This is a genomic window from Roseovarius sp. B-10, assembly GCF_056859295.1.
In genome coordinates this window covers 14,753-30,322 of record NZ_JBSXOE010000042.1, presented here as the reverse complement: position 1 = coordinate 30,322, position 15,570 = coordinate 14,753, and the positions used below count along the sequence as shown (strand labels likewise).

14 protein-coding genes and 1 tRNA gene are annotated in these 15,570 nt (G+C 67.9%); 7 read left to right on the top strand and 8 right to left on the bottom strand.

Going from position 1 to position 15,570, the window contains the following annotated elements; genetic code table 11:
* Positions 1 to 17: 17 nt before the first annotated feature.
* Entirely contained in the window at positions 18 to 3,449 is a 3,432-nt protein-coding gene (gene putA, locus AC13D8_RS17915; RefSeq protein WP_482969972.1) for a bifunctional proline dehydrogenase/L-glutamate gamma-semialdehyde dehydrogenase PutA, read from the bottom strand.
* Between the two features lie 104 nt (positions 3,450 to 3,553).
* Between putA and AC13D8_RS17910 the strand changes: the two genes are divergently transcribed.
* The 3 genes from AC13D8_RS17910 (at position 3,554) to AC13D8_RS17900 (ending at position 4,768) form a co-directional block, all read left to right on the top strand.
* A complete protein-coding gene (locus tag AC13D8_RS17910) occupies positions 3,554 to 4,033 on the top strand; it encodes an Lrp/AsnC family transcriptional regulator (protein ID WP_104019287.1) in 480 nt (159 codons plus the stop codon).
* A 31-nt stretch (positions 4,034 to 4,064) separates the two neighbouring features.
* Positions 4,065 to 4,616, top strand: a complete 552-nt coding sequence (locus tag AC13D8_RS17905) for a tetratricopeptide repeat protein (protein WP_482969971.1) — start codon at positions 4,065 to 4,067, stop codon at positions 4,614 to 4,616.
* Between the two features lie 66 nt (positions 4,617 to 4,682).
* Positions 4,683 to 4,768, top strand: a tRNA-Leu gene (locus AC13D8_RS17900).
* Between the two features lie 62 nt (positions 4,769 to 4,830).
* Here AC13D8_RS17900 and AC13D8_RS17895 read toward each other — a convergent pair.
* The 6 genes from AC13D8_RS17895 to AC13D8_RS17870 all read right to left on the bottom strand — a co-directional run bounded on the left by AC13D8_RS17895 (position 4,831) and on the right by AC13D8_RS17870 (position 9,505).
* Positions 4,831 to 5,337, bottom strand: coding sequence for a GNAT family N-acetyltransferase (locus tag AC13D8_RS17895; protein WP_482969970.1), 507 nt, complete (start codon positions 5,335 to 5,337; stop codon positions 4,831 to 4,833).
* A gap of 57 nt (positions 5,338 to 5,394) precedes the next feature.
* Positions 5,395 to 6,390 (bottom strand): acryloyl-CoA reductase, encoded by a 996-nt coding sequence (acuI, locus tag AC13D8_RS17890; RefSeq protein ID WP_482969969.1) that lies wholly within the window; start codon positions 6,388 to 6,390, stop codon positions 5,395 to 5,397.
* A 105-nt stretch (positions 6,391 to 6,495) separates the two neighbouring features.
* Positions 6,496 to 7,608, bottom strand: a complete 1,113-nt coding sequence (locus AC13D8_RS17885; RefSeq protein ID WP_482969968.1) for a dimethylsulfoniopropionate demethylase — start codon at positions 7,606 to 7,608, stop codon at positions 6,496 to 6,498.
* A complete protein-coding gene (locus tag AC13D8_RS17880) occupies positions 7,605 to 8,120 on the bottom strand; it encodes a DinB family protein (protein ID WP_129434913.1) in 516 nt (171 codons plus the stop codon). The genes AC13D8_RS17885 and AC13D8_RS17880 overlap by 4 nt, the downstream gene beginning before the upstream one ends.
* Positions 8,120 to 8,749, bottom strand: coding sequence for a DUF1326 domain-containing protein (locus tag AC13D8_RS17875; RefSeq protein WP_482969967.1), 630 nt, complete (start codon positions 8,747 to 8,749; stop codon positions 8,120 to 8,122). Before AC13D8_RS17875 ends, AC13D8_RS17880 begins: the two co-directional genes overlap by 1 nt.
* Positions 8,750 to 8,770: 21 nt before the next feature.
* Complete coding sequence (locus AC13D8_RS17870) at positions 8,771 to 9,505, bottom strand: DUF2182 domain-containing protein (RefSeq protein ID WP_482970161.1); 735 nt, start codon at positions 9,503 to 9,505, stop codon at positions 8,771 to 8,773.
* A gap of 86 nt (positions 9,506 to 9,591) precedes the next feature.
* On the opposite strand from AC13D8_RS17870, the gene AC13D8_RS17865 reads away from it, so the two are divergent.
* Positions 9,592 to 10,326 carry a FadR/GntR family transcriptional regulator gene (locus AC13D8_RS17865; protein ID WP_482969966.1) on the top strand — a complete coding sequence of 245 codons (735 nt, stop codon included), beginning with the start codon at positions 9,592 to 9,594 and terminating at the stop codon, positions 10,324 to 10,326.
* A gap of 270 nt (positions 10,327 to 10,596) precedes the next feature.
* On the opposite strand, the gene AC13D8_RS17860 is transcribed toward AC13D8_RS17865, so the two are convergent.
* Positions 10,597 to 11,784, bottom strand: a complete 1,188-nt coding sequence (locus AC13D8_RS17860; protein WP_482969965.1) for a BaiN/RdsA family NAD(P)/FAD-dependent oxidoreductase — start codon at positions 11,782 to 11,784, stop codon at positions 10,597 to 10,599.
* A gap of 127 nt (positions 11,785 to 11,911) precedes the next feature.
* Between AC13D8_RS17860 and AC13D8_RS17855 the strand changes: the two genes are divergently transcribed.
* Genes AC13D8_RS17855 through murC form a run of 3 tightly spaced genes read left to right on the top strand, consistent with a single transcriptional unit; the run spans position 11,912 to position 15,567 of the window.
* On the top strand, positions 11,912 to 13,075 hold the full coding sequence (locus AC13D8_RS17855) for a peptidoglycan glycosyltransferase FtsW (protein ID WP_482969964.1): 1,164 nt from the start codon (positions 11,912 to 11,914) through the stop codon (positions 13,073 to 13,075).
* Complete coding sequence (locus AC13D8_RS17850) at positions 13,072 to 14,169, top strand: UDP-N-acetylglucosamine--N-acetylmuramyl-(pentapeptide) pyrophosphoryl-undecaprenol N-acetylglucosamine transferase (RefSeq protein ID WP_482969963.1); 1,098 nt, start codon at positions 13,072 to 13,074, stop codon at positions 14,167 to 14,169. Before AC13D8_RS17855 ends, AC13D8_RS17850 begins: the two co-directional genes overlap by 4 nt.
* Positions 14,170 to 15,567, top strand: a complete 1,398-nt coding sequence (gene murC, locus AC13D8_RS17845) for a UDP-N-acetylmuramate--L-alanine ligase (RefSeq protein WP_482969962.1) — start codon at positions 14,170 to 14,172, stop codon at positions 15,565 to 15,567.
* Positions 15,568 to 15,570 lie beyond the last annotated feature (3 nt).

Below are 15,570 nucleotides of genomic sequence, written 5' to 3'. Positions count from 1 at the left end.
GGGGCCCAGCCCTGCCGTCAGGACATGCCGCCCAGAAGCGCCGCGTTGCCGCCCGCCGCGGTGGTATCGACGCAGACATGCCGCTCGAGCAGGGCGTGGCCCAGGTCGGGCATCCCTGTGACAAGCGGCAGGATCGGCCCCGCGCGGCGCGCAAGCGCGTCCGCGTAGGCGCGGGCGTCTGCCTCGTTGCCCCACCAGAGTGCGCCGGACATCCCGCCCAGCGTGACGAGCGTTTCGGGATCCACCCGGCCCGTGGCCGCAACCGCGACGCCGCCGAGCGCCTCCACCGCTTGTTTCTGCGCCTTCGCCGCCTCCTTGCCCGGCCCGAGGCACAGAAGTGCTGCGCGCAGATGGGTGGTGAGCCGGTTCGATTCACCCGTCGGCCCCGGCAGGACAAGCGCCTCGCGTGGGCCGTGCGGCGCGGCGTTGGCGCGGTCGAGCGCCTCTTGCACCGATGCCACCGGCATCGCCGCGTCCCATTTCTCGCCCTCTTGCGAGGCGGGGTTGGCCGAAAAGCGCGCGAGGTAATGCGGCCCGCCGGCCTTTGGCCCGGTGCCGGACATGCCCTCGCCGCCGAACGGCTGGCTTCCCACGATGGCGCCGATCTGGTTGCGGTTGACGTAGATGTTGCCTGCGTGCACGGCTTCGGTGACGTGCTGCACGCGGTCGTCGATCCGGGTCATGAGGCCAAATGTCAGCCCGTAGCCGGTGGCGTTGATCGCCCCGATCACCCGGTCGAGATCGCGCGCCTTGTAGGTGGCGAGGTGCAGCACGGGGCCGAAGATCTCGCGCTCCATATCGGCGATGCCGTTCACGCGGATCAATGTCGGCGCGATATAGGTGCCGGCGTTGGGCGTCTTCAGTTCGTGCATCAGGCGGCCCTCGGCGCGCGCCTGCTGGATATGCTCGGCGATGCCCGCGCGCGCCTCCTCGTCGATCACCGGGCCGCAATCGGTGCTGAGATCCCAGGGGTTGCCGACCACGAGCGCATCCATCGCGCCGGTCAGCATCTCGGTAAAGCTTTCGGCGATATCCTCCTGCACGTAGAGACAGCGCAGCGCCGAGCAGCGTTGCCCGGCGGATTGAAAGGCCGATTCCATGATCGCCTGCACCGCCTGTTCTGGCAGCGCGGTGCTGTCCACGATCATGGCGTTGAGCCCGCCGGTTTCGGCGATGAGCGGCGCGCCGGGGCGCAGGTTGTCGGCCATGGTCTTGCGGATCTTCATCGCCGTGTCGGTGGAGCCGGTGAAGGCCACGCCGCCCACGCGGGGATCGGATGTGAGCATCGCGCCCACCTCGCCCGCGCCGGGCAGAAGCTGCAGCGCCGTTTTCGGCACGCCCGCGCGGTGCATCAGGCTCACGCCCAGATGCGCGATGAGCGGGGTCTGCTCGGCGGGTTTGGACAGCACCGCGTTGCCCGCCGCCAGCGCCGCCGCGATCTGCCCGGTGAAGATGGCGAGCGGGAAGTTCCAGGGCGAGATGCAGGTGAAGGTGCCGACGGGCGTGCCCTCGGGGGCATTGGCCGCGTAGTAGCGCAGGAAATCCACCGCCTCGCGCAGTTCGGCCACCGCGTCGGGGATGGATTTGCCGGCCTCGCGGTGCAGGATGGCGAAGATCTCGCCGTGGTTCTCCTCGTAGAGATCGGCCACCTTGTTCAGTATCACCCCGCGTTCGGAGGCAGACGCATCCCACGGTGCGGCGGCGGCAAGCGCGGTTTCGACGTCCCCGGGGCTGGCCCATGCCACGGTGCCGGGGGTATCCGCCGGGTCGGCGGGGTTCTCGACCTTCTCGGGCGGTTGGGGATCGGCCTTGCCTGCAAGGATCGGCCCGGCCTGCCAGGCCTGGGTGGCAAAGGGTGCGCGCGCCGCCTCGATAGCGTCCAGCGTTGGCTGGTGGCGCAGATCGAATCCGCGCGAATTGGGCCGCTCGGGCAGGAACAGCTCGGGGCCGGTGGGCAGGTGCGGCACGGGGTCGTTCACCGCCTCGAAAGGATCGCGCGCGACCTCCTCGGGGGGCACGCTCTCGTCCACGATCTGGTTGACGAAGCTGGAATTCGCGCCGTTCTCCAGCAGGCGGCGCACCAGATAGGCCAGCAGGTCGCGATGCGCGCCGACGGGGGCGTAGATGCGGCAGCGGGTGCCCTCGGATTTCAGGATGATGTCGTGCAGCGCCTCGCCCATGCCATGTAGGCGCTGGAATTCGAACGTGCCCTTGTCGGTGGCCATGTCGAGGATCGCCGCCGCCGTGTGGGCGTTGTGCGTGGCGAATTGCGGGTAGATGCGGTCGGTCATCGCGAGCAGTTTGCGCGCGTTGGCGATATAGCTGATGTCGGTCGCGGGTTTGGAGGTGAAGACGGGGAAGCCGTCGACGCCCGCCACCTGGGCGCGCTTGATCTCGGTATCCCAGTAGGCGCCCTTGACCAGCCGCACCATGATCCGGCGATCGAGCCGCGTCGCGAGGTCGTACAGGAAATCGAGCACGTGGCCCGCGCGCTGGCCATAGGCCTGCACCACCACGCCGAAGCCGTCCCATCCGGCGAGCGCGGGCTCCGAGAACACCGCCTCGATCACGTCGAGCGAAAGCGACAGGCGGTCGGCCTCCTCGGCGTCGATGTTGAGCCCCATCCGCGCCGATTTCGCCAACAGCGCGAGCGAGCGGAGGCGTGGCACCAGCACGTCGATCACCGTCTCGTGCTGTGCCACCTCGTAGCGCGGGTGCAGCGCCGAGAGCTTGACCGAAATGCCGGGATTGTCGCGAACGTCCGCGTTCGTGCAGGCATTCGCGATGGCGGTGATCGCGCGGGAATAGCTCAGGTGGTAGCCGGTGGCGTCGGCCTCGGTACGCGCGGCCTCGCCCAGCATGTCGTAGGAATAGCTGTAGCCCTTCCTCTCCATCCCCGCCGCGCGGTCCATCGCGCTCTGGATGGTTTCGCCCAGCACGAACTGACGGCCCATCTCGCGCATGGCGCGGCCCACTGCGGTGCGGATCACCGGCTCGCCCAGCCGCTTGACCGCGCCGCGCAGCGTGCCCACGAGGCCCGGCGCCTCGTCCTTGAGCACGCGGCCGGTGAGCATCAAGGCCCAGGTCGAGGCGTTGACCAGCGGCGAGGTGGAATGGCCCATGTGCCGGCCCCAGTCCGACGGTGCGATCTTGTCCTCGATCAGCGCGTCGATGGTCTCGGCGTCGGGCACGCGCAACAGCGCCTCGGCCAGGCACATTAGCGCGATGCCCTCTTCGGTCGAGAGGCCGTATTCGGCGAGGAACACCTCCATCAGCCCCGGGCTCGCCTGTCCGCGGATGGCGCGCACGAGATCGGCGCCCCGCGCCGTGATGCGGGCGCGATCCTCATCCGAGAGCGCCGCCACGGCGGTCAGCCGGTCGATAACGACACGCTCATCGGCATAGGTCTCAAGCTCGATGGCGCGGCGCGTGTCGGTGTCGTAAGGCATGGGATCCCCCTTGAATTGCCAAACCATGTTAACACCTGTTCAGGGGTGACTTTTCCTGTTTGATGTGGTTTGACAGATCGATCCGGTCTTTCACGGGGATAATCATGAGCCAGAATGACCATTCCGATCTCGACAGGTTCGACCGGGCGATTCTGCGGGTGCTGGCCGCGGACGGGCGCATTAGCGTCACCGATCTCGCGCGCGAGATCGGGCTGTCGAAATCGCCCACGCAGGCGCGGCTTCGGCGGCTGGAAAAGGCCGGTGTCATCACCGGCTACCGTGCCTTCTTTGACCCGATCCGCCTGGGGCTCGATCATGTGAGTTTCGTCGAGGTGCGGCTCGACAACACCCGCGAGAGCGCGCTGGCTGCGTTCAACGCGGCGGTGGCGAAAATCCCCGAGATCGAGCAGGCGCATCTCATCGCGGGCAGTTTCGACTACTTGCTCAAGGTGCGCACGCAGGACATGACCGAGTATCGCCGCGTCCTGGCCGAGGCGATATCGACCCTGCCACACGTGGCCAGCACCTCGACCTACGTGGCGATGCAGGCGGTCAAGGAGACCGTGCTCGGCGATGTGATTTGATTTTGCGCGGCTGCATGCCATCATAAAGACCATGCTACGTGTTGTCGCCCTCCCGCTCTTGTGCCTGCTCGCACCTGTGGGCGCGCTCGCCTGTCCTGCCCCGCCCGATCACGGCGCGGCGCTCGACACGCTTTTTGACCGCGTGCAGGACGCCGAGAGTGAGCACGACGCACGGCTGCTGTCCAACGAGATGTGGGATCTCTGGGCCGACGCGCCGGATGCCCACGCGCAGGAATTGCTCGACGAGGGGATGACCCGCCGCGCGGCTTACGATTTCGACGGGGCGGTGGCGGCGTTCGACGCGCTCATCGACTATTGCCCGGACTATGCCGAGGGCTACAACCAGCGCGCCTTTGTCAATTTCATCCGGCAGGATTATGCCGCGGCGCTGCCCGATCTCGAACGCGCGGTGTCGCTCTCGCCGCGGCACCTTGGTGCGCTCACCGGCCATGCCATGACGCTCATGGCGCTGGAGCGTCCGGGCGAGGCGGCGCTGGTGTTGCGCCGTGCGCTCGATCTCAACCCGTGGCTGACCGAGCGGCACCTCTTGCCGGTGCTGGAACGGGCCGAAGAGGATATCTGAGCGGTCCCCGTCTCAAGAAATGCGTTTTCCTCGCCGCCCGCAGACGCTAGGACAGCGGGGCGTCAAGCGGGCGTGGCGGAATGGTAGACGCATGGCACTTAAAATGCCTGGGCCGAAAGGCCGTGCCGGTTCAAGTCCGGCCGCCCGCACCACGGCCTTGTGGCCGAAGCCATGAGGGTCACCGTGCAGGACCGGGCGGCGGCCTGTTCCCGGATCACTCTGCGAGCCACTTGTACATCACCCGCGCATCCACGAGGCCCTCGGTGGGATGCTGAAACGCGCGCGGCAGGCGGCCCACCGTCTCAAACCCCAGATCCTCCCAGAGTGCGATGGCGCCGCGATTGGTCTCGACCACGAAATTGAACTGCATCGCGAGGTAGCCCATGGCGCGCGCCTCGTCCTGCGAATGCAGGCACATCGCCCGCGCGAGGCCGCGCCCGCGCGCCGCCTCGCTCACCATGAAGCCCGCGTTGCAGACATGCGCGCCGCCGCCGGGCTGATTGGTCTTGATGTAATAGGTGCCCAGAACCTCGCCCGCGATCTCGGCCACGTAGGTGGCGCGCGGCACCTCCATCCAGAGATCGCGCACCGCCTCGCGGGTGAGGCCGGGCTCTATGGTATAGGTGTCACCGGCGCGGATCACGCCGCGCAGGATAGGCCACAGCGCGGTGAAATCCGCGTCGCGCGCGTATCGGATGGTGATCTCCACCCCGGTATCCATGATGCCTGGCCCCCCGCTTGTCCCATGGCTAGCGGGGGGCGCGTTGCTTGGCAAGGCTCAGGCGTTCACGTCGACCACAACGCGGCCCCTGACCTGCCCCTTGAGGATGTCACGACCCAGCGCGGGCAGGTCCGAGAGGGTGGCGGGCTGCACCATCGCCTCGAGCTTGTTCATCGGCAGATCGCGCGCGATCCGCTGCCAGGCGCGTAGGCGGTTTTGATAGGGCTGCATGACACTGTCGATGCCCAGAAGGTTGACGCCGCGCAGGATGAAGGGCGTGATCAGCGCGCCCTCGATCGCCGCCCCGCCGGCAAGGCCGATGGCGGCCACGGACGTGCCGTATTTCATCTGTTTGAGCACGCGGCCCAGCATTGCGCCCGCCACGGCATCGACGCACCCCGCCCATTGCTCGGCCTCGAGCGGCTTTCGCGTGACCTCGGTCAGATCCTCGCGGGCGACGATCTGGCTGGCACCCAAGCCACGCAGATAGTCCTCCTGATCGGGGCGACCGGTGACGGCGGCCACCTCGTGGCCCAGATGCGCGAGGATCGCGGTCGCGACCGAGCCGACACCGCCCGCAGCCCCGGTGACCAGCACCGGGCCGTGGCCGGGCGTCAGCCCGTGATCCTCGAGCGCCATCACCGCCAGCATCGCGGTAAAGCCTGCGGTGCCCACGGCCATCGCGGACCGCGTGTCCAGCCCCTCGGGCAGCGGCACCAGCCAGTCGGCCAGGACCCGCGCCTTTTGCGCGTAGCCGCCCCAATGCGCCTCGCCCACGCGCCAGCCGGTCAGCACCACCTTGTCGCCGGGCTTGTAGCGGTCGTCGTGGCTCTCCTCGACGGTCCCGGAGAAGTCGATGCCCGGCACATGAGGATATTTGCGCACGAGGCCCCCGCCCGACCCGATGCAGAGCCCGTCCTTGTAATTCACCGTGGAATAGTCGACCGCGACCAGAACCTCGCCATGTGGCAGGTCCTCGACCGAAATCTCCTTCACCGCCGCGGATGTCTTGCCGCTCTCCTCGTCCTTCTCGACGACCAATGCGTTGAACATATCGCTCTCCTTCCCGATCGCAGGGCCAGCCCCCTGCTTCATCTTGCCAGAAATATTCCGGGGAGTGTGAGGGGCTGGCCCCTCACTCCCGCGCTCAAGGATCGCTCAGGCCCAGAACCCGTCCTGCACCACCCCGCGCCGCTCGCCGTCGGGGGCCATGATGCGCAACTGGCTCCCTGCGTCCCAATGGGTCATCCGCACCATGCCGATGGCCACGTTGGTTTGATGATCGGGCGACCACGCGGCGGAACTGATACGACCCACGCGTTTGCCCTTTTCCGACAGGACCGGCCACCATTCGCGGCAGGGCGGCACCGCGCCGCCCTCAATGGCGATGGCGCAGATTTGCTGCACCGGGCCTTCCTTGGCCACCCGCAGCAGGGCGTCGCGCCCGATGCACCCGATCGCCGTGTGGGTGTTGCAGAACCGGCCCAGCCCGCATTCATGGGGCGTGTTGTCGTCGGTCATGTCGTTGCCGTAGCTCAAGAGGCCCCCCTCGATCCGCTCGATCAGGTTGGGGCACCCGGCATGCACGTCCCACTCCTTCCCGGCCTCCATCAGCGCATTCCACAGCGGCATGCCGATATCGCCGCCCTCGACATAGATCTCGAAGCCCCCCTGCTTGGAATAGCCCGAGCGCGCGATCACCATGTCGCGGCCGAGAAAGTCGAACACGCCGAAGCGGAAGAAGCGGATATCGCGCACCGCGTCACCAAAGACCGCCGCCATCAGGTCGTCGGCGCGCGGGCCCTGAATGGCCAGCGGCGACACATCCGGCTCATCGACCAGCACGTCGAGCCGCCAGCCGTGTGCCGTGGCGCGCACCCAGTAGAGAAGGTCCGAATCCGCGATCGAGATCCACCAGCGATCCTCGGCCAGCTTCACCGCCACGGGATCGTTGAGCATGCCGCCCGTCTCATCGACGATGGGCACGTAATAGCACTGTCCCGGCGTCATGCCGCGCAGGTCGCGGGGGGTGAGCATCTGCATCAGGCGGCCCGCATCGGGGCCGCGCAATTCGACCTGCCGCTCGCAGGCCACGTCCCAGACCTGCACCGCCTCCTTCAGGTGGCGGTAGTCTTCCTCGATGGAGCGAAAGACAGTGGGCAACAGCATGTGGTTGTAGACCGTGTAGGCCTTGACCCCCGCCGCCTCGACCCCGTCGGAAAAGGGCGTGCGGCGCAGGCGGCGCGAAAGCGACAGGAGCGGTGCGTTCATTGTGCCTCCTCGGGCATGAAGACGATGTCGGTGACCGGCGCGGGCAGCCCCGCGCGCGTCAGCATCGCGTGGACCTGCCCGCGGTGATGGGTCTGGTGGTTGAACAGATGGGCGACGCAGGCGGCCACGGGCCGTGTGACCTCGGCCCCGGATGCCCCGGAATACCAGGTCAGGTTGCCGGTGAGGTCGATACTGTGCACCCGTCCCGCCCATGCACCGATCCGCCCATCGACGGCAAAGCGCTCGGCGCTCCACGCGGCGCCGGTGGGGGTAAGCGTCGTGCTCTCTGCGATGCCACCCTCGGGGCGGGTGCCCTCGACGCCGAGGCGGTGCAGCCAGATGCGGTCGGCCCAGAGGATGTGGTTGAGTGTGCCGAGGATGGAGCCGAAGAAGGCCCCGTGATCCTCGGTCAGCAGCTTGAGGCTTACCCCGTCGATGGCGCGCGTGAGTTGCGCGTTCTGCCACGCATTATAGCGCGCCATCAGCGCGACATAATCCGCCGTCAGCATCATCAGCGCGGCCCTTTCCAGTCGATCTGACAAATCTCCGCGCTGCGGCCGTCGAAATCCCAGACCCGGCCAAATGCGCGCACGCGGCCCTTGGTGGCGGTGGCGACCGTGATGTCGGGGCCCATCCAGTACTCGGTATTGGTGACGACAATATCCTCGCCGCCATGCCCCTCGACGGGAACGATCTCGCCCTGGATCTTCTTGCCCACCATCAGGCGGCGCGCCTTGCCTTCGGTCTCGAACACGACCGGCGCGCGTTCGGCGCCCAGAAATTCGCTGACCAGCACGCCGAACAGGCCCGTGGTGCCGCGCGCCTTGCCCGAAAAGATGTTGACCAGCGCCTCGTAGGCGTCGTCGCTGGCGCGCTCGTCGATATAGGCGGCGGCCTTCCAGTTGCCGCGCGCCATCAGGCCGGGGATTTCCAGCATCAGCCCGACGTTCAGCCCGCCAAGGTCCGTATCGCCGTAGTGGCCCTCGTCGATGCGCACGCCCGACCATGCCTGGCAGTAGCCTTCGGTGGGCGGGTGCTTGCCGAGGCTGACCACGCAGGGGCAGAACACCGTGCAGTTGCAGTTGAGGATCAGCTCTCCCTTGATCGTCCAGGGCACCGTGCCCACCGTATCCAATGCCATTTTCCGGTCTCCTTCGTGTTTTCAGATCGTCGTGAACAGAACCCAAGACGCGGCGCAAAGCAGCGCCACCCCGAGGGGCCGTGTCAGATAACGCCCCAGGTCTGGCAGCTTTTCCAGAACCATGATCACCGTTGCCAGCCCCATGAAGGCGAGGTTCATCACCCCGCCGACAAAGGCCAGCGCCATCAGCGCCCAGCAGCAGCCGAGGCACACGAGGCCCAGCCGCAGCCCGTTGCGCAGCGGCCCCTCGTCCCAATGGGCCATGAAGAACACCAGCGGGCGGCGGCATTTCGACAGGCACGCCTCCTTGGCGGGGCTGAACTGATAGGCCCCGGCCAGCGCCAGCAGCGCCGCCGAGAGAACGCCGGAGCGGCTGTCGCCGAAGGCCGTCAGCAGCCCCGCGTTGAACAGCGCCATCTGCGCGCCCGCCGCAAGCACCGAGAATCCCAGCCAAACGGAGAGATAGCCCGCCACCAGCGCGCCGAGGCGCGTCTTGGCGCTGTGGCCCAGATCCTCGTAGGTGGCGAAGGCCGGCAGCGCCGTGGGCGCCATCATCGCCGCCGACATCAGCGCCCACATCAGGATGATGCGCGCGAATCCGGCGGCATCGGGCGTGACGATGCACAGGCTGCGCAGGAAATCAGTGCCGTAGATCACCGCGCCCTCGCGCAGCGCGGCGGGCAGGGCCATCGCGTAGAGCAGCCCCCAAGCGCCGAGGATCAGCGCGTAGAGCGCAAGCCAGTGCGCGCCTCCCATTCGCCTGACCGATGCCGCGATCATCGCTCTCTCCCTGCGACTCGTCTCTTGACGAATAAATTGTCAGACATTTAAATGTAAGACAAATGAAAATTGATCCCGATAACAAGGCCAACCTCTCGGCGCAGATCGCCGGGGCCATCCGCGAAGAGATCGTGGCCGGGCGGCTCATCGTGGACGAGCGCCTGCCGTCCGAGGCCGAATTGGCCGATCACTTCGAGGTGTCGCGCCCCACGGTGCGCGAGGCGCTCAAACGGCTGGCGGCGCAATCCCTGATCCGCACCGCGCGGGGCGCGTTCGGCGGGGCCTTCGTCAACCGGCTGAACTATCCCGACGCCTATGGCCAGCATATCACCACCTCGACGCTGCTGCTGTCGATGAACGCGATCAGCTTTGATGTCGCCTGCGAGGCGCGCTATGCGCTGGAGCGCGCCTGCACGCCGCTCGCCGCCTTGCGGCGCACGCCCGACACGCTGGCCACCATGCGAGCGGAAATCCACCGGCAGGGGCAGCCGGGGCTGTCGGACGAGAGCTTCTGTGCCTCTGATGTCACCTTTCACCGCGCATTGGTGGACAGCGCGGATAACCCGGTGCTGTCCTACCAGTTGGCGGGCGCGGTCGAGGCGATGCAGCCCTTGATGAACATGATCACCTTCACGGCGCGGTCGCGCGAGGCGATCCTGGGCTTTCACACCCGCATCGCGGATGCGCTGGAGGGGCACGAGGCCGAGGCCGCGCAAGAGGCGCTGAGCGAGTTGGAGGCTTACACGTTGACGCTCGGCCGGGACGTGATGGCGGCAAGGGCGCGGCCCAGGGGATAGGGCGTCGGGAGCGGGAAATTCGGCGTCGGCAAGGGATCTGGAGCGGTCGCTGGGCCTTTGGCACACCTGCGCGGAATCGAGGCGCGCCTTGGCGCGCCGCCGCGCATCGACGAGCCGCCCCCCGGCACGGCGATTTGTCTGCAACCTGCGCGCCGCTGAAGTCTTTTTCGGATTTTGCCGCCATCAAGCGCCTTAGAAGCAGCGTTGGATCGCCGCGCCGCGGCCCGTCGATGCGCGGCTCACCTCAACGCCCGCTTCAGGTCCGGCCCCTCATCCCCGCGCCGAGATCGCCTGACCCGCCGCCCAGCCCGATGCCCATGCCCACTGGAAATTGTAGCCGCCCAGCCAGCCGGTTACGTCCACCGCCTCGCCGATGGCGTAGAGGCCGGGCAGGTGGCGCGACTCCATCGTGGCGGAGCTGAGGCCCGCTGTGTCGATGCCCCCGAGCGTTACCTCGGCGGTGCGGTAGCCCTCGCTTCCCGTGGGCCGGAGCCGCCAGTTGCGCAGCGCGCCCACGATGTCTGAGAGTCGCGCGTCGGACTGATCAGCGAGGTTGCCCGCAAGCCCGAGAGTGGGTGCGAGATGAGCGACGACTTTGCCGGGCATATGCTGCGACAGCGCGGTGGTGAGGTTGCGCCGCCCCTGCCGCTGCCGTTCGGCGCGCAGTGTCTCCAAGAGCGTGCCCTCCGGGTCCAGATCGAGGGCGATCTCGGCCCCCTCGCGCCAATAGGACGAGATTTGCAGGATCGCCGGGCCCGACAACCCGCGATGGGTGAAGAGCGCCGCCTCTTCGAAGGACGCCCCGTCGCAGGACGCGCGGACGGGCAGGGCCGTGCCTGACAGCGTCGCGAAGGGTGCGTCGGAAAAGGTGAGCGGCACCAGCGCGGGGCGCGTCTCGGTCAGCGCGTGCCCGAAGCGTTGGGCGATGTCCCAGGCCATCCCCGTCGCGCCCATCTTGGGGATCGACTTGCCCCCGGTGGCCAGCACGAGGTTGCGGGCGGTGACGGCCTGCTGCGCACCCTCGCGTTCGAGTGTGGCGTGGAAACGGTCGCCGTCATGGCCCAGGTCACAGAGTCGCGTCGAGAGCCACAACTCTGCCCCCGCCCGACGCATCTCGTCCACCAGAAGCCCCACGATCTGCGTGGATCGCCCGTCGCAGAACAACTGCCCAAGCGTCTTTTCGTGCCAGGCGATGCCGTGCCGCTCGACGAGGTCGATGAAATCCCATTGCGTATAGCGCGCGAGCGCCGATTTGCAGAAATGCGGGTTGCGCGACAGGAAATTCTCCGGCGCGGTGTGCAGGTTGGTGAAGTTGCACCGCCCACCGCCGGAGATGCGTATCTTCTCGCCCGGGGCGCGCGCGTGGTCGATGACGAGCGTGCGCCCGCCGGCATGGGCGGCGCACATCATGCCCGCCGCGCCGGCCCCCAGGATGAGCGTGTCGATAGCCCGTGTCATGCCCCGCCTGAGACGCGAAATCCCGCGCAAAGGCAAGGGGGGTTCTCTCTGGTCTCGGGCGTCGATTCCGGCTACACTTGCACGACAGACCCCGCAAAGGGGCGCATGGCATCGAGGCGGCAGGAAGATGACGGAAATGGTCTATGGGGCTGTGCCCCTGCGGGACGAGGATCCCGTTCTCCCCAAATGGTGGCGCACGATCGACCGCTGGTCGTTCTTCTCGGTGTTGATGCTGTTTGCCATCGGCATCCTCCTGGGGCTCGCGGCCTCGGTGCCGCTGGCCGAGGAGAACGGGTTCGCGCCGTTCCACTACGTGCAGCGTCAGATGGTGTTCGGCGGCTTCGCGCTGATGGCGATGATGGTGGTCTCGATGATGCGCCCCGAGACGGTGCGGCGGCTGGCGGTTCTGGGCTTTCTCGCGGCGCTGGCGGCGGTGATGCTGCTGCCGGTGTTCGGCACCGATTTCGGCAAGGGCGCGGTGCGGTGGTACAGCCTCGGCATTGCCAGCGTGCAACCGTCGGAGTTTCTCAAGCCCGCCTTCGTCGTGGCGGCGGCGTGGATGATGGCCGCGAGCCAGGAAATCGGCGGGCCGCCGGGGCGGCTGTGGTCCTTCGGGTTGATGGTGGTGATCCTCGGGTTCCTGGCGATGCAGCCGGATTTCGGGCAGGCGGCGCTGGTGCTGTTCGGCTGGGGGGTGATCTGGTTCGTGAGCGGCGCACCGGTGATGCTGCTTCTGGCGATGGCCGGGTTGGTGGTGTTCGCGGGAAGCGTTGCCTATTCCCATTCCGAGCATTTCGCGCGCCGCATTGACGGTTTTCTCAGCGCCGAGGTCGATCCGACCACGCAGATAGGCTTTGCCACCAACGCGATCCAGGAGGGCGGGTTCTTTGGTGTGGGCGTCGGTGAAGGACAGGTGAAATGGAGCCTGCCGGACGCGCATACCGATTTCATCATCGCCGTGGCGGCCGAAGAGTACGGCCTCGTCCTCGTGCTGGCGATCATCGCGCTTTACGCGGTGATCGTGCTGCGCTCGCTGTTCCGGCTGATCCGCGAGCGCGACCCGTTCATCCGGCTGGCGGGCACCGGGCTGGTCGCGATGCTGGGCGCACAGGCGATGATCAACATGGGCGTTGCCGTGCGGCTCCTGCCCGCCAAGGGCATGACGCTGCCCTTCGTGAGCTATGGCGGCTCGTCCATCGTGGCGGCGGGGCTGGCGGTGGGGATGCTGCTGGCGCTCACCCGGACACGACCGCAAGGGCAGATCGGCGATATCCTGCGGGGGCGGCGATGAGTGCACCGCTTCTGTTGATCGCGGCGGGCGGCACCGGCGGGCACATGTTTCCGGCGCAGGCCCTGGCCGAGGCAATGCTGCGGCGCGGCTGGCGGGTGCGGCTGTCGACGGATGCGCGCGGCGCGCGGTTCGTCGGCGGGTTTCCGCACTCCGTGCAGATCGAGCAGGTGGCGAGCGCCACCTTCGCGCGCGGCGGGATCGTCAACAAGCTCTTGGCGCCGCTGCATATCGCGGGGGGCGTGCTGGGGGCGAGCTTGCGGATGCTGCGCGAGCGGCCGGACGCGGTGGTGGGCTTCGGCGGCTACCCGACGATCCCGGCGCTGGCGGCGGCGTGGATATTGCGCCGTCCGCGCATGGTGCACGAACAGAACGGCGTTCTGGGCCGCGTGAACCGGGTGTTCGCGCCGCGGGTGGACGTGGTGGCCTGCGGCCTCTGGCCCACCGACCTGCCCAAGGGCGCGCGGGGCGAGCATGTCGGAAACCCGGTGCGCGCGGCGGTGATCGAGCGGGCGGGCGCGCCCTATATCCCGCCGGGCGACTACCCGATGTCGGTGCTGGTGATCGGCGGCAGCCAGGGTGCGCGCATTCTCAGCGACGTGGTGCCGGCGGCGATCGCGGCGCTGCCCGAGGCGATGCTGCGCAACATCAGGGTAAGCCATCAGGCGCGCGACGAGGACATCGAGCGCGTGACTCGCGCCTATGCGGGCGCGGGTGTCGATGCCGATGTGCAGCCGTTCTTTCGCGACGTGCCGCGCCGAATGTCGGAGGCGCAGCTTGTCATCAGCCGCGCGGGCGCGTCGAGCATTGCCGACATTTCCGTCATCGGGCGGCCCGCCATCCTCATTCCTTACGCCGCCGCCGCCGCCGATCATCAGACCGCCAATGCGCGCGGCCTGGTCGAGGCTGGCGGCGCGATCCGCATTCCCGAGAACCGGCTTGACGAGAGCAGCCTCGCGGCGCAGATCGCCACCGTTCTGGGCGACGCGCAGGGCGCGGGGATGATGGCGCAGGCGGCGCTCTCGCAGGGGCGCCCCGATGCCCCGCAGCGATTGGCCGACTTGGTCGAGGACCTCGCAGGCAGAAGGGCAGAATAGATGAATGCAGCCACCAAGCTACCGACGGATGTCGGCCCGATCCATTTCGTGGGGATCGGGGGGATCGGCATGTCGGGCATCGCCGAGGTGCTGCTGAACCACGGTTACGAGGTGCAGGGGTCCGACCTCAAGTCGACGCCGATCACCGAGCGGCTCAAGGGCATGGGCGCGCGTGTCTTCGAGGGGCAGCGGGCCGAGAACCTCGATGGGGCCGAGGTGGTGGTGATTTCCTCGGCCATCAAGCCGGGCAATGCCGAACTGGACGAGGCGCGCAGGCGCGGCCTGCCGGTGGTGCGCCGCGCCGAGATGCTGGCGGAACTCATGCGGCTCAAGTCCAACATCGCGGTGGCGGGCACGCATGGCAAGACCACGACGACGACGCTGGTGGCCGAACTGCTGGTCAAGGGCGGGATCGACCCGACGGTGATCAACGGCGGCGTTATCCACGCCTATGGATCGAACGCGCGGATGGGGCAGGGCGAATGGATGGTGGTCGAGGCCGACGAGAGCGACGGCACCTTCAACCGGCTGCCCGCCACCATTGCCATCGTCACCAATATCGACCCCGAGCACATGGAGCACTGGGGCGATTTCGAAGCGTTAAGGCAGGGGTTTTACGATTTCGTCTCCAACATCCCGTTCTACGGCCTCGCCGTGTGCTGCACCGATCACCCGGAGGTGCAGGCGCTGGTGGGCCGGATCAGCGACCGGCGGGTGCTGACCTACGGCTTCAACGCGCAGGCCGATGTGCGCGCGGTCAACCTGCGCTATGAGCGGGGCGTGGCACATTTCGACGTGGCGCTCCAGGCCGAGGGCCGGATGATCGAGGGATGCAGCCTGCCCATGCCGGGTGATCACAATGTCAGCAATGCGCTTGCCGCCGTGGCGGTGGCGCGGCACCTGGGCATGAAGCGCGACGCGATCCGCGACGCGCTGGCGAGTTTTGGCGGCGTCAACCGCCGCTTTACCCGCGTGGGCGAGGTGAATGGCGTGACGGTGATCGACGATTACGGTCACCACCCGGTCGAGATCGCCGCCGTGTTGCGCGCCGCGCGGCAGGCCACGGAGGGGCGCATCATCGCCGTGCATCAGCCGCACCGCTATTCGCGGCTCTCATCCCTGTTCGACGATTTCTGTGGGTGTTTCAACGAGGCCGACGTCGTGGGCATCGCCGATGTCTATGCCGCCGGTGAGGAGCCGATCCCGGGCGCCACGCGTGATGATCTGGTGGCGGGGCTTACACGCCATGGCCACCGCCACGCGGTGGCCATCGGCTCGGAGGATGACCTAGAACACCTCGTGCGCGCCGAGGCGCGGCCCGGCGACATGGTGGTGTGCCTCGGCGCGGGCACGATCAGCGCATGGGCCGGTGGCCTGCCCGCGCGGCTGGCGGGCTAGACG